Origin of the sequence: Pseudomonas sp. SHLD1, assembly GCF_028640935.1 — a bacterium.
Lineage (GTDB): Bacteria > Pseudomonadota > Gammaproteobacteria > Pseudomonadales > Pseudomonadaceae > Chryseomonas > Chryseomonas aestiva.
Window position 1 is genome coordinate 413,580 of the sequence record NZ_JAQZAD010000013.1, and the last position, 21,207, is coordinate 434,786.

19 protein-coding genes are annotated in these 21,207 nt (G+C 64.5%); 5 read left to right on the top strand and 14 right to left on the bottom strand.

What is annotated here, in order from left to right:
* Nucleotides 1-299 precede the first annotated feature (299 nt).
* The 3 genes from PVZ77_RS07310 to PVZ77_RS07320 all read right to left on the bottom strand — a co-directional run bounded on the left by PVZ77_RS07310 (nucleotide 300) and on the right by PVZ77_RS07320 (nucleotide 4,138).
* Nucleotides 300-1,958, bottom strand: coding sequence for a methyl-accepting chemotaxis protein (locus PVZ77_RS07310; RefSeq protein WP_273806128.1), 1,659 nt, complete (start codon nucleotides 1,956-1,958; stop codon nucleotides 300-302).
* A 325-nt stretch (nucleotides 1,959-2,283) separates the two neighbouring features.
* Complete coding sequence (locus PVZ77_RS07315; protein WP_273806129.1) at nucleotides 2,284-3,315, bottom strand: alpha/beta hydrolase; 1,032 nt, start codon at nucleotides 3,313-3,315, stop codon at nucleotides 2,284-2,286.
* Between the two features lie 70 nt (nucleotides 3,316-3,385).
* Nucleotides 3,386-4,138: a DeoR/GlpR family DNA-binding transcription regulator gene (locus tag PVZ77_RS07320; protein ID WP_273806130.1), complete on the bottom strand. Its 753-nt coding sequence runs from the start codon at nucleotides 4,136-4,138 to the stop codon at nucleotides 3,386-3,388.
* A gap of 104 nt (nucleotides 4,139-4,242) precedes the next feature.
* Between PVZ77_RS07320 and PVZ77_RS07325 the strand changes: the two genes are divergently transcribed.
* Nucleotides 4,243-4,839 (top strand): NUDIX domain-containing protein, encoded by a 597-nt coding sequence (locus PVZ77_RS07325; RefSeq protein WP_273806131.1) that lies wholly within the window; start codon nucleotides 4,243-4,245, stop codon nucleotides 4,837-4,839.
* A gap of 36 nt (nucleotides 4,840-4,875) precedes the next feature.
* On the opposite strand, the gene PVZ77_RS07330 is transcribed toward PVZ77_RS07325, so the two are convergent.
* From PVZ77_RS07330 to PVZ77_RS07360, 7 genes are all read right to left on the bottom strand, one after another.
* Complete coding sequence (locus PVZ77_RS07330; protein WP_273806132.1) at nucleotides 4,876-5,436, bottom strand: DUF1993 domain-containing protein; 561 nt, start codon at nucleotides 5,434-5,436, stop codon at nucleotides 4,876-4,878.
* A 38-nt stretch (nucleotides 5,437-5,474) separates the two neighbouring features.
* Nucleotides 5,475-6,107: a pyridoxamine 5'-phosphate oxidase family protein gene (locus tag PVZ77_RS07335; protein WP_273806133.1), complete on the bottom strand. Its 633-nt coding sequence runs from the start codon at nucleotides 6,105-6,107 to the stop codon at nucleotides 5,475-5,477.
* A 368-nt stretch (nucleotides 6,108-6,475) separates the two neighbouring features.
* Nucleotides 6,476-6,946 (bottom strand): Lrp/AsnC family transcriptional regulator, encoded by a 471-nt coding sequence (locus tag PVZ77_RS07340; protein WP_133860947.1) that lies wholly within the window; start codon nucleotides 6,944-6,946, stop codon nucleotides 6,476-6,478.
* A 14-nt stretch (nucleotides 6,947-6,960) separates the two neighbouring features.
* Nucleotides 6,961-8,256 carry an NAD(P)/FAD-dependent oxidoreductase gene (locus PVZ77_RS07345; RefSeq protein ID WP_273806134.1) on the bottom strand — a complete coding sequence of 432 codons (1,296 nt, stop codon included), beginning with the start codon at nucleotides 8,254-8,256 and terminating at the stop codon, nucleotides 6,961-6,963.
* 75 nt (nucleotides 8,257-8,331) lie between these two features.
* Complete coding sequence (locus PVZ77_RS07350; protein ID WP_273806135.1) at nucleotides 8,332-9,171, bottom strand: transporter substrate-binding domain-containing protein; 840 nt, start codon at nucleotides 9,169-9,171, stop codon at nucleotides 8,332-8,334.
* A 55-nt stretch (nucleotides 9,172-9,226) separates the two neighbouring features.
* The gene (locus PVZ77_RS07355) at nucleotides 9,227-9,991 is read right to left on the bottom strand and encodes an amino acid ABC transporter ATP-binding protein (RefSeq protein ID WP_273806136.1); all 765 of its coding nucleotides are present in this window, start codon (nucleotides 9,989-9,991) and stop codon (nucleotides 9,227-9,229) included.
* Nucleotides 9,992-10,005: 14 nt separating this feature from the next.
* Entirely contained in the window at nucleotides 10,006-10,971 is a 966-nt protein-coding gene (locus tag PVZ77_RS07360) for an amino acid ABC transporter permease (protein WP_133860943.1), read from the bottom strand.
* Between the two features lie 469 nt (nucleotides 10,972-11,440).
* Here PVZ77_RS07360 and PVZ77_RS07365 point away from each other — a divergent pair, with 469 nt between their 5' ends.
* Nucleotides 11,441-12,145 carry a glutathione S-transferase family protein gene (locus PVZ77_RS07365; protein WP_273806137.1) on the top strand — a complete coding sequence of 235 codons (705 nt, stop codon included), beginning with the start codon at nucleotides 11,441-11,443 and terminating at the stop codon, nucleotides 12,143-12,145.
* A 106-nt stretch (nucleotides 12,146-12,251) separates the two neighbouring features.
* Here the strand turns inward: PVZ77_RS07365 and PVZ77_RS07370 are convergent, their stop codons facing one another.
* Nucleotides 12,252-13,397: a mechanosensitive ion channel family protein gene (locus PVZ77_RS07370; RefSeq protein WP_273806138.1), complete on the bottom strand. Its 1,146-nt coding sequence runs from the start codon at nucleotides 13,395-13,397 to the stop codon at nucleotides 12,252-12,254.
* 499 nt (nucleotides 13,398-13,896) lie between these two features.
* A complete protein-coding gene (locus PVZ77_RS07375) occupies nucleotides 13,897-15,912 on the bottom strand; it encodes a peptidase U32 family protein (RefSeq protein ID WP_273806139.1) in 2,016 nt (671 codons plus the stop codon).
* Nucleotides 15,913-16,270: 358 nt separating this feature from the next.
* Between PVZ77_RS07375 and PVZ77_RS07380 the strand changes: the two genes are divergently transcribed.
* A complete protein-coding gene (locus tag PVZ77_RS07380; protein WP_273806140.1) occupies nucleotides 16,271-17,644 on the top strand; it encodes an MFS transporter in 1,374 nt (457 codons plus the stop codon).
* Nucleotides 17,645-17,726: 82 nt separating this feature from the next.
* On the opposite strand, the gene PVZ77_RS07385 is transcribed toward PVZ77_RS07380, so the two are convergent.
* Entirely contained in the window at nucleotides 17,727-18,626 is a 900-nt protein-coding gene (locus PVZ77_RS07385; protein ID WP_273806141.1) for a LysR family transcriptional regulator, read from the bottom strand.
* Between the two features lie 97 nt (nucleotides 18,627-18,723).
* Here PVZ77_RS07385 and PVZ77_RS07390 point away from each other — a divergent pair, with 97 nt between their 5' ends.
* Both PVZ77_RS07390 and PVZ77_RS07395 read left to right on the top strand, forming a co-directional pair.
* On the top strand, nucleotides 18,724-19,344 hold the full coding sequence (locus tag PVZ77_RS07390) for an RraA family protein (protein ID WP_273806142.1): 621 nt from the start codon (nucleotides 18,724-18,726) through the stop codon (nucleotides 19,342-19,344).
* Between the two features lie 15 nt (nucleotides 19,345-19,359).
* Nucleotides 19,360-20,229 carry an NAD(P)-dependent oxidoreductase gene (locus tag PVZ77_RS07395; protein WP_273806143.1) on the top strand — a complete coding sequence of 290 codons (870 nt, stop codon included), beginning with the start codon at nucleotides 19,360-19,362 and terminating at the stop codon, nucleotides 20,227-20,229.
* A 58-nt stretch (nucleotides 20,230-20,287) separates the two neighbouring features.
* Here the strand turns inward: PVZ77_RS07395 and PVZ77_RS07400 are convergent, their stop codons facing one another.
* Nucleotides 20,288-21,196 carry a LysR family transcriptional regulator gene (locus tag PVZ77_RS07400; protein WP_273806145.1) on the bottom strand — a complete coding sequence of 303 codons (909 nt, stop codon included), beginning with the start codon at nucleotides 21,194-21,196 and terminating at the stop codon, nucleotides 20,288-20,290.
* Nucleotides 21,197-21,207 lie beyond the last annotated feature (11 nt).

Consider the following 21,207-nt stretch of genomic DNA (forward strand, 5'->3'; position numbering starts at 1 on the left):
CGGGTACGCCGTCTGGAGACGGTGCGCATGCAGTGTGGAAGTCTATGGAGGGTGGCGTCTGTCTGCTGGCACACATAGCGTTGTGCCGTGATGGCGGTGAGTCGCTGCTGACGTAGCCCCGATCCGAAGCACCATCTTCTCTAGCGCCATCCATCAGCGGTTTAGGTAGTAGGCCCTATCCTTTTGCCCAGAGGGTCAAAGAAGGCGCTGAAGTGGCTTGGCCTGCTGTCTTGCCGACGCAGATGCTGACACGGTGATCAGCATCTGCGGGTCAAGGCCGAAGCACTACGGAGCGGGTCTCAGGCGGGCTCTTCGAAACGGCAGTAGCCAGCCGGCACGGTGCCGTGCGTTGCATGCCGCGAGGGGGCGGTCAGGGACGCAGCCCGCTTGCGTAATCTCGACTCTGGTTGCTTGGTAGCGGGACGCGGCAGGGCTGATGCGGTCAAGGCGCTGTTCAGGGTAAAGAACTCCATCAGTTGCTGGAGCAATTCGGCCTGGCTGCTCATCTCTTCGGCGGTGGCGGCCAGTTCCTCGGACGCCGAGGCGTTCTGCTGGGTCACCTGGCTCAGCTGCAGCATGGCGCTGTTGATCTGCTCGACGCCGGAGGTCTGTTCTTCCGAGGCGGCAGTAATCTCCTGCACCAGGTCGGAGGTCTTGCTGATGGAGGGCACCATCTCGTCCAGCAGCGAACCGGCACGCTCGGCCAGAGCCACGCTGCCTTGGGCGACGTTGCTGATCTCCTGGGCGGCGACCTGGCTGCGTTCCGCCAGTTTGCGCACTTCGGAGGCTACCACGGCGAAGCCCTTGCCATGCTCGCCGGCCCGCGCCGCCTCGATGGCAGCGTTGAGGGCCAGCAGGTTGGTCTGGTAGGCGATGTCGTCGATGATGCTGATCTTGGCCGCGATGGTCTTCATGGCCACCAGGGTGTCCCTGACGGCCTGGCCGCCTTCGTTCGCCTCGCGGTTGGCCTTGCCGGCCATGCCGTCGGTAACCTTGGCGTTCTCGGTATTCTGGGCAATGGAGGCAGACATCTGCTCGACGCTGGCACTGGTCTCCTCGACGGAGGCGGCCTGTTCGGTGCTGGCCTGGCTGATGCTCTGGGCGGTGGCGGAGATCTCCTCCGAAGCACTGGCCAGGCCATCGGAGGCGCTGCGGACATCGCTGATGATCTGCGACAGGCGCTGGTTCATGCCGTCCATGGCGCGCAGCAGGGCGGCGGTCTCGTCACGACCCTCGGCGTCGATGCGCTGGGTGAGGTCGCCTGCCGCCAGGCGATCGGCGATCTCGACCGCAGCGCGCAGGGGCCGGGTGATGCTGCGGCTCATCAGGAAGCCCAGCAGGATGCCAAAGGCCACGCCCACCGCGATGATGCCGATCAGCATGACCCGGCTGCGGGCATAGATCTGGTCGGTGAGGTCGTTGGCGTCGCTGGCGTTCTGCTCCTTGCGCTTGGACAGCTCGGTCATCAGCACACCCACCTGGTCGCCATAACGACGGACGCTGACCAGTTGATTGTCCAGCTCAGGATCGGCGTCACGCAGCGTCCGCTTGCCGGCGATCGCCATGGCCTGCTCCAGCTGGGAGGTATAGCTGCCGAGCAGCTCGTCGATCTGCCGGAAATTGGCGGCTGATGCTTCGCTGCTAAAGAGGGGGCGGGCCTTGGCGAGATTGTCCCGCACGTTGGCCAGACCCAGCTTGACCTCGGCCTGGGCACGAGTGCGCTCCTCTTCGGAGGTTGCCAGCAGGAAGTTGCTGCGCGCGCGGCCGATGAAGACCAGATTCATGTTGGCCTCCTTGATATAGGACAGGCCAAGCAATTCGTTCTGATAAAGCTGAGTCGCCAGATCATTGATCTGACTGCTGTTGTTCAGGCCCGCCAATCCCACCACCAGGCTGATGGACGCCACGGCGATGAAGGACACGATGAGGCGGGTGCCAATCCGGAAATTCTTGAACATCTGAAAGCTCCTGCTGAGGGACCAGCGATCAAGACTGGTCGCATGTGACGACGGGATAGTGACGTCAATAGTTAGGCTTTCGGATCGAATATCTGGAAGTTTATGGTGGCGCTTTGCCTTGGTGGTCAATTACTACATGTTCGCCGAATTTTCCTGAAGTTAGGTCAATAAGCGTTGTTGCAATAGCTTTCCTGGAGGCAACAGGTGTAGCAAGGGCGGTTCGAGACCGCATCGACTAATTGGCCTGATCATTTGTCTTTGCACCCGAGAGAATCGCTTGCTCCTTGTCCACGACCGCCCTGGCGGATGAGCCTCCGCGCCTGCGCTAGGCGGCGATGGCAGCACCCGGCGTTACACCTGGCGTTGCCACAGGGCCTCGACGAAGCGGCGAATCTCCTGTGCCACGTCTTCGTCTTCCGCCGTTGCCCCCATGAAACCACCGTGCGGCATGCCTTCGCCGAGGTAGAGCTCGACGGGCACCTGGGCGCAGCTCACGATGCAAGCGCGCCGCGTTGGACAGGAACAGGTCGCGGGTACCCGTTTGCAGGACGGTAGGCGGCAGTCCCTCAAGCTGGCCGAACAAGGGCGAAAGATAGGGGTGGGCGAGATCCGCGCCGCTTGCATAGAGTTGATTGATGGGCATCAGGGGGAGGGGCAGCATCACATCCACATGGCGGTTGGTATGGAAGCTGTCGCCGGATTCGGTCAGGTCGACCTCGGGTGACAGCAGCACCAGGCCGGCGGGCATTGGCAGGCCTTCATCACGTCCGCGCAGCAGCATGGCTAGGGCGAGGTTGCCGCCCGCCGAACGCCTGATGAGAAGGATGTCGGTGGGCGAGTGTCGGGTCAGCGCATGCCGATAGGCCAGGAGACAGTCATCCAGCGCGGCGGGGTAGGGATGTTCAGGCGGTAAGCGATAGTCCACGCCATAGCAGCGGATACTGTAGCGGTCCGCCTGTTGCCGCGCGTTCACGCGGCAGGCCTCGCCACCACCGAACAGAAGGGCGCCGCCGTGCAGGTCGATACAGGCCCGCTGGGGGTGTGCCGATCCTTCAGGCGTAGCCACATGGATCTCGGTATCGCCAAGAATCAATGTCTCGACGCGGGCGCGAAGGTGTTTTGCCAGGCCTTTCATGGCTACCGCGTACTGGCTGTTCACCTGATCCTTGAGTGCCTGCCAGGCGCCCCTGTCCTCTGCCGCGGGCAGGTCCAGGTGTGCATTCACCGGTCTGCCCTCGGCAGTGACCAGGCGTTGCAACGCCGCCCTTGCCTGGGCGCTGATCGATGTCGGAAAGGGAACGATACGTTCCGGCACCGATACGCCGTGGCCCAGATGAGAAGGCTTGGTCTCTGCCATGAGCGGCTCCGCGGTGAGGTGACCAGCAGGGTGTCGAGGTCGAGGGAAGAACTGGACGAGGCGGCAGGCTTCAGGCGTGTATCACGGACACCGTAGAGCCGAGCGGTCCGAGCACCTCATCGCCAGGCGCCGTATCCGTCACCAGGGCGCTGATGTCAGCCAGCGGGATGATCCCGTAGGGGGAGGCCGCGCCGAGCTTTTCGCGCGTCGCCAGAACGAAGGTCTCCGCCGCCTGGCGGCTGATGATCCGCTTGATCGCGGCTTCCTCGCCATTGCCCGTAGTGGCGCCCGTTTCCGGATGCAGGCCGGTCACGCCCATGAAGTAGCTATCCACGCGCACCCGGGCGATGGCCTCCGCGCAGGCCGCCCCCAGGGTGACGATGGAATGCTTGAACAGGCGGCCGCCCACGAGCTCGACCTCGATCAGCGGATGCTCGACCAGCTCCACCGCGATGTTCGGGCTATGGGTTACCACGGTGATCGCAAGATCCTTGGGCAGCTGGCGGACGAGTTGGACATTGGTCGTGCCGCCATCGAGAAAGACGATCTGCCCTGGCTGGATCAAGCGCGCACCCGCCCGGCCGAGGGCCACCTTGCTGGCCGTGGAAGCCTCTTCGCGCTTGGCGTAGTCCGCGACTGCCGCCGAAGCCGGCAAGGCACCGCCATGCACGCGTTGCAGCACACCGTCAGCCGCCAGTTCCCGCAGATCGCGGCGAATGGTGTCTTCCGAAACCCCCAGCTGCTGGCTGAAGGTCTTGGCGACCAGCCGTCCTTCCTGACGCAGTACCTGCTGGATAAGCGCCTTACGTTCACGGGTGAGCATCCGGGACTCCTGCACGAAAATTCTTGACGTTGCACGAAACTGCACGAATTCTAACGCGAAGCCCCAGGGCGGTAAACACCGCTCGCCAACCCAGAGGACTGCCCATGAGCATCGCCCCGCGTATTCGTGTCGAAGAGGTCGAGGTTTTATCTGACGACTGGTTCGTGCTGAAGAAAACCACCTTCGCCTTCCTGCGCAGTGACGGCACCTGGCAGCGGCAATCGCGAGAGACCTACGATCGCGGCAATGGCGCGACCATCCTGCTCTACGATCCCCAGCGGCGCACCGTGGTGCTGACGCGCCAGCTGCGCTATCCGGCCTTCGTCAACGGGCACGACGACCTGCTGATCGAGGCGCCCGCCGGCCTGCTCGACGCCGCCGAACCCGAGGTACGCATCCGCGCCGAGGTCGAGGAGGAGACGGGCTTTCAGGTGCGGGAAGTGCGGCAGGTGTTCGAGGCCTTCATGAGCCCCGGCTCGGTGACCGAGCGGCTGCATTTCTTCGTCGGCGAATACGCCCCGGGCGATCGCAAGTCGGCCGGAGGTGGCAATGTCGCGGAAGGCGAGGACATCGCCGTGCTCGAGGTCGAGCTGAAGGAGGCGCTGGCGATGATCGATGCCGGGACCCTGCGCGACGGCAAGACCATCATGCTGCTGCAGTACGCGGCCTTGAGGCTCATGCCGCGCCTGGCGGTCAGCTGATCGCCAGGGCTGCCTCGGGCGTTCGCCGCCTGGCGGCTAGGACGACGCCCCGGGGCGCAGATAGGGCAGCACATGGGCGACATAATCGGCCTTGCCCAGCTCGACGCCCTGGGCGCGCAGGATGGCGTAGGCGGTCATCACATGGAAGTAGAACTGCGGCAGGGCCCAGTCGCGGACGTACTGTTCGGCCGTGAAGTCGAATACCAGGCCCTGGGGCAGTTCGTGGGCGACCGGTGCCCCTTCCTGGATGGGAAGGCCTGTGCCTGCGATCGCCTCTATCCTGTCCAGGGTTTCGCGGATGCGGGTCTGTGCCTGGGCGAGGGTGCCCGGTTGTTCGCCGGCGTTGCGGCCTTCGTTGAGCAAGTCGGTCAGTTCGGGCGGAAAGGCCTGGTCGTGCAGTCTCAACATTCCTTCCTGGGCCTGGACGCAGGCGAAGCGGATCTGGGTGGCGAGGGGAAACATGTCGGGCGCCAGGCGGGCGGCCAGCAGCGTCTCGGCCGTGCCATCCGGCCGTTGGGCCTCGGCCTTGCCGAGCCAGGCCGACAGGGCGCCAAGCAGATTCCTGTAGGTGGGAACGAGGATGTCCGTGAAGGTCATGGCAGGTCCTTGCTGGGTCTGAAGCAGGGTGGGTCGGTCTAGTAGAGGGTGTTGGCGATCCGCTGCGGCAGGGCCTGGTCGTAGGCATCGCCGTCTATCTGGGTCGGACATAGCTGCTTGAGGATCGACCCGGGAGAGGGCAGGGCACTGCGCGGCAGGTGCCTGGTGGCATCCCACAAGCCGGCCCTGATCACCGCGCGGCTGCACTGGAAGTAGACACTGCTGACTTTGATCTCCAGCACCGTCCGCGGGCGCTGGCCCTTGACCTCGAAGCGCGCCAGCAGCGCGGGATCGACGGCTATACGGGCGGTGCCGTTGATCCGTAGCGTCTCGCCAATGCCGGGAATCAGGAACAGCAGCGCTACCTGGGGATCCTGGAGGATGTTGCGCAGCGTATCCAGGCGATTGTTGCCCCGGCGATCCGGCAGGTAGAGCGTCCTGGCGTCCTCGACCTGCACGAAGCCGGGCGCATCGCCGCGCGGCGAGGCATCCAGTCCCTGGGGGCCTGAGGAGGCCAATACCACGAAGGACGCTGCCTCGATGAAGGGCTGGTAGGCAGGGTGAATATGGTCTGTTTCCTTGAGGATCGAGGGTGCCGCAACCTCGCCGTAGAGGCTTTCCAGCGATTCCAGCGAGGTGATGTAGTTTGGCGCCTGGTTGTCCTGCTCCATGTGAGACTCCTGGTTTGAGGTGCTTTGCGCGCCTTCTCACGCGTGGCTCTTCCGGTGCCAGGCGTTCGCAACAGGCGAAGGGTTGGCTGAACTGTAGCCGATACGGTGGAGCAGAGCCCGGTCGGTGGGCAGGTTCCCGCGAGCGTCGCTTGGCTAGCGCCCTTCGCCTGCCAGATGGAGAGTCCGTCCGGCGAGTACAGCGTTCGTCATGGCCAGGAGGTGGGAGGTCGTCGAGAGCCTGGGTGGACGGCTGTCGGGGGAGCCGAGCTAAGGTCTGCCGTCGGTTGCTGCAATTCAGTCAAGCGATACATGAGCCACTGGCGAGGGGAATGGCTATCGAGACTGCGTTTGGGCGCGATTGCGCCCGTTCAGATCGTCAGTTTCCGGCTGAACTTCGTTTCCATCACGATGTGCGAGGCGGTGTGGGCGACACCCTTGATCATGTTGATGCGGGTGAGCTCCGCATTCAGCTCGCCGAGCGTATGGGTAGCGAGGTGGATGATGAAGTCGGATTCACCCGACACGGCATACACGGCCTGTACCGCTTCCATGTTGCGCAGGTGCGTCATGACATCGGTGTAGCTCTTGTTGGTGCAGGAGGTCATGGTGAAGCAGTTGATCACCTGCTGCAGGCGATCCTGGTCGATGCGGACGCTGTAGCCGGTGATCACGCCAGCCCGTTCCAGGCGGGTGATCCGCTCCTGTACGGCGGAGCGTGAGACGCCGAGCTTGCGCGCCAGGGCCGCAGTGGGCTCGCGGGCATTGGCCTGCAAAAGCGCCAGCAGCTGCCGATCCTTCTCCGTCAACTGAAACAGCGCTCCGGTGTTGCGTGCGTCCATGACCTTTCCTCGGCTCAACGGTGTCCGTGCGCCCGGGCTTCCTGAAATCTGTCCATCAGCTTGAGATAGGCATAGACGGTCTGCGCGGCTGCTGGTCCGACCGGACCGCCATTCCATTCGAGGCCGTAGGCGGAGAACAGCCGATAACGATCCGTCTCGCCACAGATGGCTTCCGCTATCACGCGGCCCCCGATCGGTGCGGTGTTCATACCATGGCCCCCAAATGAAGTACAGGTCCACACCCCTGTCGCCAGGCGACCGATGTGCGGCATCTTGTGGCGCGCATAGCCCATCAGTCCGGACCAGGCTTTGGCGATCTTCAGACCCTGCAGCTGGGGATAGACAGCGAGGATGTCGCGGGTGAGCAATTGCCCGAGCCGCTGCTCGTCCTGCAGGTTGTGAGTGGTGATATGCCCGCCCCAGAGCAGACGATCGCCTTCGACGATGCGGTAGTAGTCCGAGGCGCGTCGGTTGTCGCCGACCGCATCCGTGGTGGTTACGGCACTCGCGAGCCGCTCGCCCAGAGGCTCGGTCAGCACCACGTAGGTGGCGATCGGCAGGAAGGCGCGGCGGAGTCGTCCGAATTCCGTACCGCCATAGCCTCCGCAGCAGTAGACCACGTCGCGGCAGGTCACCGAGCCTTGGTTGGTCGTGACCCGGTGACGGTCCGCCTGGCTCACCACCTCGCGCATTGCCGTGCGCTCGTGGATCACGCCGCCGCCGGCCTCGAATAGCTCCGCCAGACCCAGGCAGTAGTTCAAGGGGTGGAAGTGAAAGCCATGGGTGTCGCGTAGCGCCTGAAAATAGCGGTCGGTCTTCAGACGCTCCCGGATCTGCTGGGTGCCCAGATACTCCAGTTCGAAGTCGAAGTCCCGCGCCATGCGATCGCGGGTCCGTTGCAGATTGATGCCATCCTCGTAGCGCACCACGCTGAGCTTGCCGGCCGTGGGTGCACAGCCGGGCAAGTGGTGGCGGGCGATGGTGTCCCGGACGATGTCGACACCCTCCAGCGACAGCCTGAACAAGGCGGCCGCTGTCTGACGGCCGCAGCGCCGTTCGATCGCGGACAGGCCTTCCGACCAGCCCTGCAGGACGAATCCGCCGTTTCGGCCAGAGGCTCCCCACGCTACGCGATTCGCTTCCAGCAAGACCACCGAACGGCCACGCGCCAGCAGCTCCCAGGCCGTGCTCAGACCGGCCAGGCCGCCGCCGATGACGCAGACGTCCGCCGCCACATCGCCTAGCAAAGGCGCGCGTTGCGTGGTCGCGCGCATGGTTCCGGTGTAATAGTTGTTGCTATAGGCAGCCATCAGCGGGTGTCCTTTTTCGGGCAGCAGCGGTCCACGCACCCGCCGCATGACGGGTACGGGTGTCTGAAGCGATGGTTACTGAATCAGGGTGAGGTCAGTGCCGTACCATTTCTGCGAGAGTTGCTTGAGCGTACCGTCGGCCTTCATGTCGGTGATGGCCTTGGCCAGCTCCGCGTTGAAGGCCTCGTCGCCCTTGTCGACCGCGATGGCGAGGGGTTCGTAGTAGGCCGGTTTGCCCGCTACGGCGGCGATGGGGTAACCCGCCTTGATGGCGCCCAGCACGGTGGGCAGTGCCGACAGGGTGGCGTCCAGCCGGGTGCCGTTGCCCATGCGCAGATCGTCGAGCGGACCCATGCTGTCGCCATAGGTGAGGACTTCGCCAGGCTCCACCTCGTAGGTGAACGCGGGCACATCGGCGGCATCGATCTTCAGACGCCTGTTAATGTAATCCTCTGAAGTGGTACCGGCTTCGACGCCGATCTTCTTGCCATTCAGCGCGGAGACCGTCGTCTTGGCCGCGTCCTTGTGCACCGCGAACACATAGGGTGTGTAGTAGTAGACGGCAGGGAAATCCAGTACTCGCGCCCTGGCGGTCGTCGGCGTCATGGAACCGACGGAGAGATCCCAGCGATTGGCCCAGCGACCGGCGGTGATGATGCCGTACTCGGGCGTCACGAAGGTCACCTTGGTCCCGAGTCGACGCCCGATCTCGGTCGCCACGTCGATGTCGAAGCCGCGCAGCTGATTGTCCTCGCCGAGAAAGGACTGCGGCGGCCAATTGGCTGCGGTCGCCACCTTCATGACCTTGGTCTGGTGAATGCGGTCCAGGGTCGCGCCGGCCCAGGCGGAGGGCAGGGCGGCACTCAGGGCGGCAGCGGCGGCGACAGCGGTGAGAAGACGAGCGGCTGGGATCATGGTGATGTCTCCGGATACACGTTTGTTGTTGTCGTGAGGGGTGTAACGGCGGTGGTCAGTGACTGAGGATCTGCGAGAGAAATTCACGCGCTCGCGGCTGGCGCGGATTGTCGAAGAATTCGTCCGGACGGGCCTCTTCGATGATCTGGCCCTGGTCCATGAAGATGATCCGGTCGGCCACCTTGCGGGCGAAGCCCATCTCGTGGGTGACACAGAGCATGGTGATGCCGTCCTGAGCCAGCTCGCCCATTACATCCAGGACTTCCTTGACCATCTCCGGGTCGAGCGCCGAGGTCGGTTCGTCGAATAGCATGATGCGTGGCTTCATGCACAGCGCCCGGGCAATGGCGACCCGCTGCTGCTGGCCGCCGGAGAGCTGGCCGGGATACTTGTCCGCCTGGTTGGCGATCCGTACCCGCGCCAGGTATTGCAGGGCCAGTTTTCGTGCTTCGGCCTGGTCGAGCTTGCCGACCAGGCGCGGGCCCAGCATCAGGTTCTCCAGCACCGTCAGGTGTGGGAAGAGGTTGAACTGCTGGAACACCATGCCGACCTGTCGGCGGATACTGGCCACGCTGGCCGCTTCGCGGGTCAGCACCTGGCCGGCGATCCGCACCTCGCCCTGCTGGAAGTCTTCCAGCAGGTTCAGGCAGCGGATCAGCGTCGACTTGCCCGAGCCGGAGGGACCACAGATCACGACGATCTCGCCGTTGCCAATGTGCAGGTCGATCCCCTTGAGGACCTGGAAGTCGCCATACCATTTCTGCAGATCGCGTACCGCGACGGCCGCATTGAGGTTGGATGGAGCCGAAGTTTGATGCATTGGGTGCTCCCGGGTTAGCGATGGGCGCGGTCGAAGCGCTTTTCCAGACGGGCCTGCACGGTTTCGAGCAGGATCGACAGCATCCAATAGAGCACTGCGGCCGTGATCAGCATTTCCAGGTGGCGGAACTCCGCGCGCCCCTGGGTACGCGCCAGGAACATCAGCTCCCAGACCCCGATCACCGACACCAGCGAGCTGTCCTTGAGCATCGAGATGAACTGGTTGCCGGTCGGCGGAATGATGAGCCGCATCGACTGCGGCAGGATCACGCGGGTCATGGCCTGGAAGGGCGTGAGGCCGATTGCCCGACAGGCCTCCCACTGCCCGCGCGGGATGCTGCTGATCCCGGCACGAAAGATCTCGGTCATGTAGGCGCCGTAGCACAGCGACAGCGCCAGCACCCCCGCTGGCACCGCGCCCACGACATAGCCCAGTTGGGGAATGCCCAGGTAGATCAGGTAGATCTGGATCAGCAGCGGTACGCCGCGAAAGAACGAGGTATAGAAACTCGCAATGGCGACGGCGAAGCCGTTGGCCGAAAGACGCGCAGTGGCGCCCAGCAAGGCCAGCACGAAAGCGATGGCGATGGATAGCGCCGAGACGTAGACGGTGGTGAACACCCCTTGGGTGATCATGAAGCCGACTTTGCTGAAGATGAAGCTGTAGGACAGATCGAAGGTATCGAAGAACAGCAGGAACAGCAGCAGCAACTCGCACCAGACGGTGGCCACCTGAGCCTTCAGCGGAAATCGGCCAAGGATGAACAGGTTCAGCATCAGGGTGAGGGTCAGCGTCCCGGAGACCGCGATGTTGCGCAGCATGGGGGCTTCCAGGTCGAGCACGATCGGTCCCATGAGACGGGCCAGACCACCTTCGCCGACGCCATAGACGCAGGCCAGCAGAAAGACGGCGGCGGCTACCGCGGCCATGAACGGAAGGCTGTCTGTCGCGCGAGGTTTGACGATGTGGTCGCGATACATGGTTCGGTCCTCACGCGCTTGGCGCTTTTCTTGTTGTGAGGCCATTGTAGGGAGGCGTTGTGCAGGGCAGTACCCGGCGAAACGGGTCATTTCGCTGGTAACTGATTGAAAATCGACGGTCATGACCTGTCGTTCTGAAGGCTTGGTTGGCGAATGGATGGAGCGGCGATAGTGGCTGAGCGCTGTAACCCGACCTCTCTGGAAGGCCAGGTCCTCTGCCTGACGACCATCTCGGAGCGGTCGGCACTCGGGCCATGACAGTCATCTCGGCGGCCGATTTCTGCGGTGATGCATTCCTCGGGTCCCCTGTCAGGGAGCGGTTGCTCGCGGCCTGGCGATCCCACCCGAGCTGGACACTTGCGGTCGAGGCGTGGTCCTAGCAAGGTGAGAGCAGCCGCCGCGCTGGTCCGACCCTCCTGCGGGCTGCCGTTTCTGGATGGCTTGCTGAACAACCAAAAGGAACCTCCTGATGACTCAACCCTTACGCCTGTACGAACTGACCGGCGCCGACGACAGCTGCCGCTTCAGTCCCTATTGCTGGCGCACACGGCTGGCGCTGGCGCACAAGGGGTTGCCGGTGGAGACCGTGGCCTGGCGCTTCCACGAGAAGGAGGCCATCGCCTTTTCCGGCCAGGGCAAGGTGCCGGTGCTGGTCGACGGCGACCAGTGCGTGAGTGACAGCTGGACCATCGCCGAGTACCTGGATCGCCAGTACCCCGAGCGGCCTGCCCTGTTGGGCGATGCCTCGCTCAAGGCAACGACGCGCTTCATCAACCAATGGGTCGCGGACAGTGTCCATCCGGCGCTGGCGCGGTTGATCCTGCGCGACGTCCATGGGGTTCTGGATGAAGCCGACCAGGACTACTTCAAGCGGACGCGCGAGGCGGCATTTGGCGTGTCGCTGGAGGCCCTGGCTGGGCAACGCGAAACCTCGCTGCAGGCCTTTCGCGACATCCTGAAGCCCCTGCGCAGCACCCTGGCGGTGCAGGATTACCTGGCCGGCGAAGCCCCGGCCTATGCCGATCACATCGTCTTCGGCGCCTTTCAGTGGGCGCGGATCGTCAGTGCCCAGGCGTTGCTGGCCCAGGACGATCCCATCACCGCCTGGTGCGAGCGGATGCTCGACGCCTACGCTGGCGTTGCGCGCCAGGTACCCGCGGCAGCCGCGCGGTAGGCCGCTGCCGCGCCTGAGCCGGCGGCTCGCCCGGGCGCTGCCGTCGAGGCGTCCACCAGGACGAACGCCCCGACGGCAGCGCCGGCACCCCTTGGTTGGCGGATTCCTACTGGATCACTGGCCGGTGCTGGCCAACCGATTCATTCTCTTCCTGCCGATCCCGCTCGGCCATGAAGTCCCCAGGCAGGGATTCGACATACAGGCTTCTGCTGGAGAGGGCGAAGCGCACGCCGATCTTGGCGAAGGCTTCCATCATCTCCAGATTGATCGCCTGCTGGATGTCCATGTACAGGTTGTAGCTGGCATCCAGGACGATGTAGACGACCTCGAAGTCCAGCGAGCTGTCGCCGAAGGCCAGCAGATGAGCCCGGTCAAAGCGCGTCTTGTCCTGCCGTTGAATGATGTCCTTCAGGGCGGCGGTGACCTGCCTGATCTGCTTCGGCTGGCTGGCATAGGTCAGGCCGAACTTGAAGACGATGCGACGCTCCTGCAGCTTCTTGTAGTTCTGGATGGTGCTGCCGATCATCTCGGCGTTCGCCATGACGATCTGCTCGCCGCCCAGGCTTCTGATCCGCGTGGTCTTCAGGCCCACGTGTTCGACGGTGCCCGCCAGCGAGCCGACGACGATGAAGTCGCCCACCTCGAAGGGTTTGTCGACCGCGATCGACAGGGAGGCGAACACATCACCCAGGATGTTCTGCACGGCCAGGGCGATGGCGATGCCACCCACGCCGAGGCTGGCGACAAAGGCGGTGATGTTGACGCCGAGATTGGACAGCATGGCCAGGCCGACCACGGCCCAGAGCAGCACCTTGGCGCCCCACAGCGACAGGGTGGCCAGGGCGCTGCCCTGGTAGACGTCGGCCTGGCTGTGCTTGACGAAGTAATGGTGCACCGCCAGGGCGACCGCCCGGTTGGCCCACAGCCCGACCTGCAGGGCCGCGACCACGAACCAGAGGCTGCTGACCCGCGTCAGCCAGCGCTCGGGCAGGTCCAGTGTCCCCACGCCGATCAGGATAGCGGCCAGCAGCAGCAGGGTATTGCTGGTGCTGGAGAGCACCTGGATGGCGATATGGCTGACATGGGCGCCCGGTTTCTCGGCGCGGGTCCGCAGGTTTCTCAGGACGAAGCCGATGACGGTGCGGGCGAGGGTGAAGCTGAGCAGGATGATGCACAGCATGGCGAGCCAGTTGGCCAGCGAGATGCCGAGCAGACTGGTCGATAGCAGGGTGTTGAAAAATCCGAGATCCATAAAGCAAAGGGGTCTTCTAGCCGGTTCAGAAATCGCCACGACTCGGCCGCGCAGGCGCGGTCGCGACTCGTTTTATCCCAGCGCTCTCGTGGCCAACTGGAACACAGGACGCCATTCGCCAGCTCGGCCGTTCAGCCAGGAACCCGTGAATGGCATCAGCCAGGTTGGAGTCCATCGCGGCGGTGCCGTGCACTTTTTTTCATGGTCGGGCGCAGTTCGAGACGTGTCGATCGGGCGACTGGCAACCCTGAGCGCCTCTGGCCCGGTCGTTACGGCAGGCGCTGCCGAGTCGAAAAAAACTGGGCTCACCTGATCTGTCGATCGGGTGTTTCTAGTGGCCCCTGGCAGCACCGAGGAGTGAGCGCCGGTCACGCTCGAAGGGGCAAGGGAATGGCGGTTTCGCGAAGGGGCGGACAGCGCGGCAGGGGGCCGGGCTCCGGCGGCGATCACCTGGCCTGCGGGACGCCAGACCCGATAGCTCCCGGGAGCCCACCCGGGCTCAGTGGCTGTAGCCGGTCGGCTTGTTGCGGATGGTCTTGAGCAGGTCTTCCGGGCTGATGCTGGCCAGCGCCTTGGCAGCGGCCTGGCTGCCCGGCAGCGGCAGGTCGAGGATATGGCCCTTCATCTTGCCCACCACGTGCATCTCGCAGGGCTTGCAGTCGAACTTCAGGGTCAGCACCTCGTCGCCGTGGACCAGCTGCATGGGCGCGACCTTGGTGCGTACGCCGGTGACGCCCTTGGCCTGCTTGGGGCAGAGGTTGAAGGAGAAGCGCAGGCAGTGCTTGGTGATCATCACCGGCACCTCGCCAGGCTCTTCGTGGGCCTCGTAGGCCGCATCGATCAGCTGCACGCCATGGCGGTGGTAGAAATCGCGGGCCTTCTGGTTGTAGACGTTGTAGAGGAACGACAGGTGCGACTCGGGGTACACCGGCGGCGGACTGGTCTCGGCCTTGCGACGGCCGCGCGGGTAGGCGGCGACGCGGGCGGCGGTCAGCTGCTCGATGGCCTCGCGGCGCAGCGCCTTGAGCTGCGAATTGGGTACGAAGAAGGCCTGGGGGGCATCCAGGGTCACGTCCAGCGCATGGTATTCGGTGGTGCCCAGCTGGGTCAGCAGGTCGCGCAGGCCGTCCAGCGCCTGATCCGGCTTGTTGGCAACGCCGAAGGGGCCGTCCAGGGTAACCGTGACGCTCAAGCCTTCCTCGCTGGTGGCGGTCAGCTGTAGCCGCTGCTCGCGCAGCTCGGCCTGCCAGCGCACGCCGATGCGGCGCTCGGCGCTGGTCTTGAGCAGGGCCTGCTGCCAGTTGTGGTCCAGATTGCGCGACAGCGGGTGATTCGGCCGCAGGCGGAACAGCCCCTCGGGCATCTCGTTGGGTTCGACGCGATAGCGATAGCGCTTCGCCCCGTCCTCCTCGAATTCGCCCTTGAGCTCGGCGACGTTGGCGCGAAAGCCCACCACCTCGCGCTTGACCAGCACATTGAGGCCGTCGCCGTTGGACAGCGGCTCTTCGGTCACGGCGATGAAGTCGCGCTTGCCGACCTTTTCCACCTGACCCACCGGCAGCCCGGTAAAGGTCGGCGAATCGAAGGCACCGATGTCCACCTTGCGGTCGGTGACGAAGTAGTCGGTGCTGCCGCGGTGGAAGGTCTTGTCCGGATCGGGCACGAAGAAGTGCGCCGTGCGACCGCTGGAGGCGCGCGCCAGGTCGCTGCGGTCTTCGAGGATCTCGTCGAGCAGCTGGCGGTAGTAGGCGGTGATGTTCTTCACGTAGCCCATGTCCTTGTAGCGCCCCTCGATCTTGAAGGAGCGCACGCCGGCCTCGACCAGGGCGCGCAGGTTGGCGCTCTGGTTGTTGTCCTTCATCGACAGCAGGTGCTTCTCGAAGGCCACCACCCGACCCTGGTCATCCTTCAGGGTGTAGGGCAGGCGGCAGGCCTGGGAACAGTCGCCGCGGTTGGCGCTGCGGCCGGTCTGGGCATGGGAGATGTTGCACTGGCCGGAGAAGGCCACGCACAGGGCGCCATGGATGAAGAATTCGACGGCCGCGTCGGTCTCGGCGGCAATGGCCGAGATCTCCTGCAGATTCAGCTCGCGCGCCAATACCAGCTGGGAGAAGCCGGCCTGGTCGAGAAACTTGGCCCGCGCCAGGGTGCGGATGTCGGTCTGGGTGCTGGCATGCAGCTCGATCGGCGGGATGTCCAGTTCCAGCACGCCCAGGTCCTGCACGATCAGCGCATCCACGCCGGCGTCGTACAGCTGGTGGATCAGCTTGCGTGCCGGCTCCAGCTCGTCGTCATGCAGGATGGTGTTGATGGTGGTGAACACGCGCGCGTGGTAGCGCCGGGCGAACGCTACCAGCTCGGCGATCTCGCTGACCTCGTTGCAGGCATTGTGCCGCGCCCCGAAGCTCGGCCCGCCAATATAGATGGCATCGGCCCCATGCAGGATGGCCTCTCGCGCGATACCGACATCGCGGGCCGGGCTGAGCAATTCCAGATGGTGCTTGGGCAGGGACATGGCGATTCTTCTCGGTCAGGCGTGGCACGGCAAGGCACGCATTGTAGCGGGCGAGGGGGAGGAGGGCACGCCTGGGGTGCTGGGTGGTTGGCGCCAGTCCATCAACCGGAAAGAGGATCTACAGACTCGCCCGTTGATTAAGGGTTATCCGTGTTTCCGGCCGGCATCCCGGTGCGGGGAGCGCAGCGGGGCAGACGGAGTTGCGGCTGCCAAGGGCTCAAGCACCGCCATCCTACCGGATATGACGTAAGCGCATTCCAAAGGGGAATGAATGCCTGTGCCTCTTTATCGCTTTTTTCCATTAATAGGGCGTCGTAAAACCTCCGTCACTTCAATAAACATAAAACTCGGAGGACTCATGACCGAATCCCTGGCTTCAAAGCCGGCACCGGCAGTAGCGGAACGGTCAGCGCTGCAGACGCGGTCCAGGACCCGCTATCGCTGGGTGGTGCTGACGGTCATCGTGGTCGTGTACATGCTCGCTGCAGCTGATCGGGCCAACATCGGCATCGCCTTGCCCTATATCCAGAAGGAGTTCGGCGCGACCAATGCCGAGGTGGGTCTGCTGGTCAGTGCCTTCTTCCTGTTCTACTCGCTCGGTCAGATACCGGCAGGCTTTCTGCTGAGCAAGGTCAGCGTGCGTGTGGTTACTCCCGCGGCGATTGGCATGACATCGCTCGTGACGCTGCTGATCGGCACCTCCCATAGCATCGGTATGCTCAAGCTCTATCGCTCGGCTCTGGGCGTCGCAGAAGCTGCCTTGCCGCTGTCGATGTTGAGCACCATCAACCGCTGGTTTCCGCCGCGGGAAAAGGGCACGGCTACCGGGGCGTTCCTGTCCGCCGCGAAGATGGGCGCGGTGATCGCACCGCCCCTGGGAGCGGCGCTGATTCTGCTCGATGGCTGGCGCACCATGTTCATCGCCTTCGCCCTGCCGGGTGTGTTACTGGCCTTGCTGTGGTGGTGGCTTGTCCCCAATGACCCGCGGGCCTGCAAGCAGGTCAGTGACGCCGAAGCCGAGCACATCGAAGACCAGACGACTGCGCACAGCGAGTCGGTCCGCAAGCACCGGGATTTCGGCAGGCTCGACCGCGCGCTGCGGTATGAGCGTACCCCCATCCTGGATACCTCCCGCTCCGTGTTCAGATCCTGGAACATCTGGGGGTGTGGTCTGGGCTACCTGCTCATGACCGGTGTGGTGAACGTGCTCCTGGCCTGGCTCCCCAAGTACCTGGGCGAAGTGAAGCACTTCGAGCTGATGCAGGTGGGCTTCGTGGCGTCCTTGCCCTTTGTCGGTGGAGTGCTTGGCAATATCGTCGGCGGCTGGCTATCGGATCGAGTCCTGGACCGCCGGCGCAAGCCGACCATGATGATCAGCGCGGTGGCGACCTGCGTGACGATGGTCGCTCTGGTCTATGCGCCCAATGGACTGCTCGCGGTCGGTCTGTTGCTGTTCGGTACCGGCTTCCTGCTCAACATCGGCTACTCGTCGTTCTCGGTCTATTCGATGGGGCTGACGACCAGAACGACCTATCCGGTGGCGGCATCCGTGGTCAACAGCGCGGGCCAGGCCGGAGGCGCCATGGCGCCGCTGATCACCGGCTTCCTGCTGGACAGCTACAGCTGGACCGCGGTGTTCATCTTCCTCGGCGTCTGTTCCCTGGCCGCGCTGGCCTTCGTGCTGACCATTGCCGAACCGGCTACCGCGCCCGTCGAGGCCTCCGCTGCCTAAGGGTGGCGCATCCTGATTCACGGTCGCGGCCGCCTGTGGCGCTGCCGTTCCGCTGGCAGCGAGGCGGTCTGGCGATACCGGACTAGCGCTGCAACTGTTTCGTGAAGTCGCAGAGGTGCGTCGCCAGCGTGGCGATCTCGGCGACGAAGGTCGAAGGTCGATCGTTGCGGTACATCGCCATGTAGGGAACCGGTGGCAGCTCGGGATCGGTCTCGACGATGACGAGCTTGCCTTCGTCCACCAGCGGGCGGAAACATTCGCGCGGCAGATAGGTGACGCCCAGGCCCGCCGAGGCCAGGCCGAGCATGGCGGTAAGGCTGTCGGAGGAGAGGATCCTGGGCAGCTCTATGCCCCGGGCATGCAGCCAGCGATTCACGAACAGGCCCGATCCTGACTTCTTGCCCTGCATCAGCATGGGATACTTGGCCAGCTCGGCCAGGCTCACCACGCCTGAATTCCGCACCAGTCCCGGCGCGGCCATCCAGGCATTCTCCACGGTCGCCAGGGGGATGCTGGTGACCTCGGGGGCGGTGAAGGTATCCGGGATCACGATGAGGTCGACCAGGTCGTCCATCAGCCGCTCATGCAGGTTGCGACTCATGTCGACCTCGGGCTCCACGGTAAGCCCGGGAAAGTCCGCGACCAGTCGTGTGACCAGGCGCGGTAGCCAGGTCCAGGCAGTAAGCTCGGTAACGCCCAGTCGCAGGCGGCGCGTGGTGACGTGCTTGCCGTCCTTGAGCGAGGTGATGCGCTCGTTCAGATCGAGCATCTCCCGCGCAATGACCAGCAACTCCTCACCCTCGGCAGTGAAGCGGGCACCCCGCTGCGAGCGATCGAACAGTTGCAGGCCGGTGGAGGACTCCAGCTCCTGCACGCGTTTCGAGATGGCCGACTGAGTCGTGTTGAGATGCTCCGCAGCCCTTTCGAAGGTGCCCAGCCGTTCGATCCAGTGCAGCGCCAGTAATTGCCGTAACGTGACCATTGGCATTCCTTCAGGGCATGAGTGGCCATACCTTAATATCGCTTTTTCTATTTGGCCAGCGGCCTATCCTTGACGTTATCCAACAAGAGGAGCCCCCATGAACGTCATCGCTTCCCGTCCGACCGCGCTGGTCGAAGCCTTCGCCCGCACCTCCACCTCGATCATCAGCGACTGTCTCGACCGGCTTCCGGGCGCTCGGCTGCGACCCTTCCACCGGATCGAAGGCACCATGGCGGGCCTTGCCCTCACCGTCAAAGTACCGGCCGGCGACAATCGGGCGATCCACCAGGCGCTGGAGCTCCTCGTCCCTGGGCAGGTGCTGGTGGTCGATGGCGGTGGCGACCTGAGTCGTGCCCTGATGGGTGACATCATGGCGGCTATCGCGGAAAAGCGCGGTGCCGCAGGGGTCGTCGTCGATGGAGCGATTCGCGACCTGGCGACGATCAGCCAGGGCAGCTTTCCCATCTTCGCGCGTGGGGGCTATCACCGTGGCCCCTACAAGAACGGCCCGGGCGAGATCAACGTGCCGGTGACCATCGGCGACATGATCGTGTCTCCGGGAGACCTCGTCGTGGGTGACCATGACGGCATCGTCGCCTTTCCCATCGCCCAGGCGGCGGAGCTGCTCGATCGGTGCCTGGCGACCGAGCGCAAGGAAGCGGAGATGCTCGCGCAGATCGCCGCTGGAACCTACCGGGGCGCCTACGCGGCCCACTGATTACGGAACACGCAAATGAAGCTAGCGATTATCGGCGCAGGCGAAGTGGGCCTTACCTATGCGCACCCCTGGGTGGCAGCCGGCCACGAAATCCTCTTGTGCGACCTCAAGCCCTCACCCAGAGCCCAGGCCTTTGCCAAGGAGCACGACCTGGCACTCGTCACCTCGGTAGAAGACGCGGTCGCCGAGTGCGACGCCGTCGTCTCCTGCGTGTTCGGCACCGTCTCGCTCCCGGTCGCCGAGCAGGCGCTCGCCCTTATGCCGGCGGGTGCGCTGTTCATCGACATGACCACCGCGGATCCTGAGCAGATCAGGCGAGCCGCGGCCATCGCGGCCGAGCGCTCGATCCCCTATGTGGACGTGGCCATCCTGGGGGCCATTGCGCTGACGCACGCGAAAACCAATCTGCTGGGCGCCGGCTTCGGTCTGGAGCGCGCGGTTGCGCTCTTCGCCGAAGCCGGTGCACCGCTCAAGCCCGTCGAGGGAGGCGCCGCGGGCGATGCGGCCGCCCTGAAGATCCTGCGCAGCGTGTTCACCAAGGGGCTGGAAGCCCTGACCATCGAGTGCTTCATGGCGGCCGAGAAGCAGGGCGTCACGGAAAAGCTCCACGATGCTCTGAGCGATATCGATCAGGCTTCGCTCAGGGACTTTCTCGGCGCCCTGATCAGGACGCATGTGGTCCACGCTCCGCGCCGTCTCAAGGAAGTGGAAGAGGCCGAACGCCAACTGCGGGCTGCCGAGCTGCCGGTGGCGGTGCTGCCCGGGGTCAGGGAAGTGTTTGCGCGGACAGCCGCGCAGCTCGCACGCGAGCCTGTCGACACGGCATCGCCGACTCTGGACCAGGCCTTTGCCTGGCTGTTCAAAGCCAATGGCGTGGTGAGGTAGCGGGTACTTGATTAAGCACCGAGCGGCTATGACCGCTCGGCGATTTCAGTACCTGGGGTCAAGGCGCCTCTGGCCCAGAGGTCGCATCCGGCACCGCCGCCCGCCCCAGCAACTCCTCCAGAATACTCAGGCGAAATTGCCGCTGCAGCGTCACCGCATAGAAGCGTTCGGCGATCTCGGGGACTTCGGCGTAGAGCTGCAGCGCGCCGCTGCGCAGTTCGTCCTGCACCACCACGGCGGGCAGCAGGGCCAGGTCGCCGGAGTCGCGGGCCAGCAGACGCAGCAGGGCCATGTCGTCGACCTCGGCGCAGATGCGCGGCGTCAGTCCCTGGCCGCTGCAATAGACGTCGAACTGGCTGCGCACGTCGCTGCTGCGCCCGGGCACGATCAGCCGTGCCTGTTGCAGATCCCGATGGACGTCGAAGGGACGGCTGTCCTGGCGGGGCGGGCCGATCAGGCACACCGGCTGGCGATGCAGCAGGCGGCATTGCCAGATGCGCTGGCTGTCGGCGCTCACCGCCTGGTTGGTCAGCACCACGTCCAGCTTGTGCAGGGCCAGGCGCTCCAGCAATTCGTCCACGCTGCCGGATTCGAGCGTCAGCACCAGGTCTTCCCGACCGAGGAAGGGGCGCAGCAGGTTCTCCTGGAAGTTGCGCGAGAGAGTCGCCACGGAGCCGATGCGCAGGGTCTGGTTGGCTTCCTGGGTGTTCTGCAGGGTGTCCTGCAATTCGCTGCCCAGGGCGAAGATGGTGTCGGCGTAGTCCAGCACCAGCTGCCCGGCTTCGGTCAGCCGCAGACTGCGTCCGGAGCGGATGAACAGCGGATGGCCAAGCTGGTCTTCCAGCACGCGGATCTGGGTGGAGAGGGCGGATTGGGAGACATGCAGCGCCTCGGCAGCGCGGGTGAGATTGCCTTCCTTGGCGACGGCCCAGAAGTAGTGCAGGTGATGGAAATTGAGTCGACGCATGTTTCGTTCTT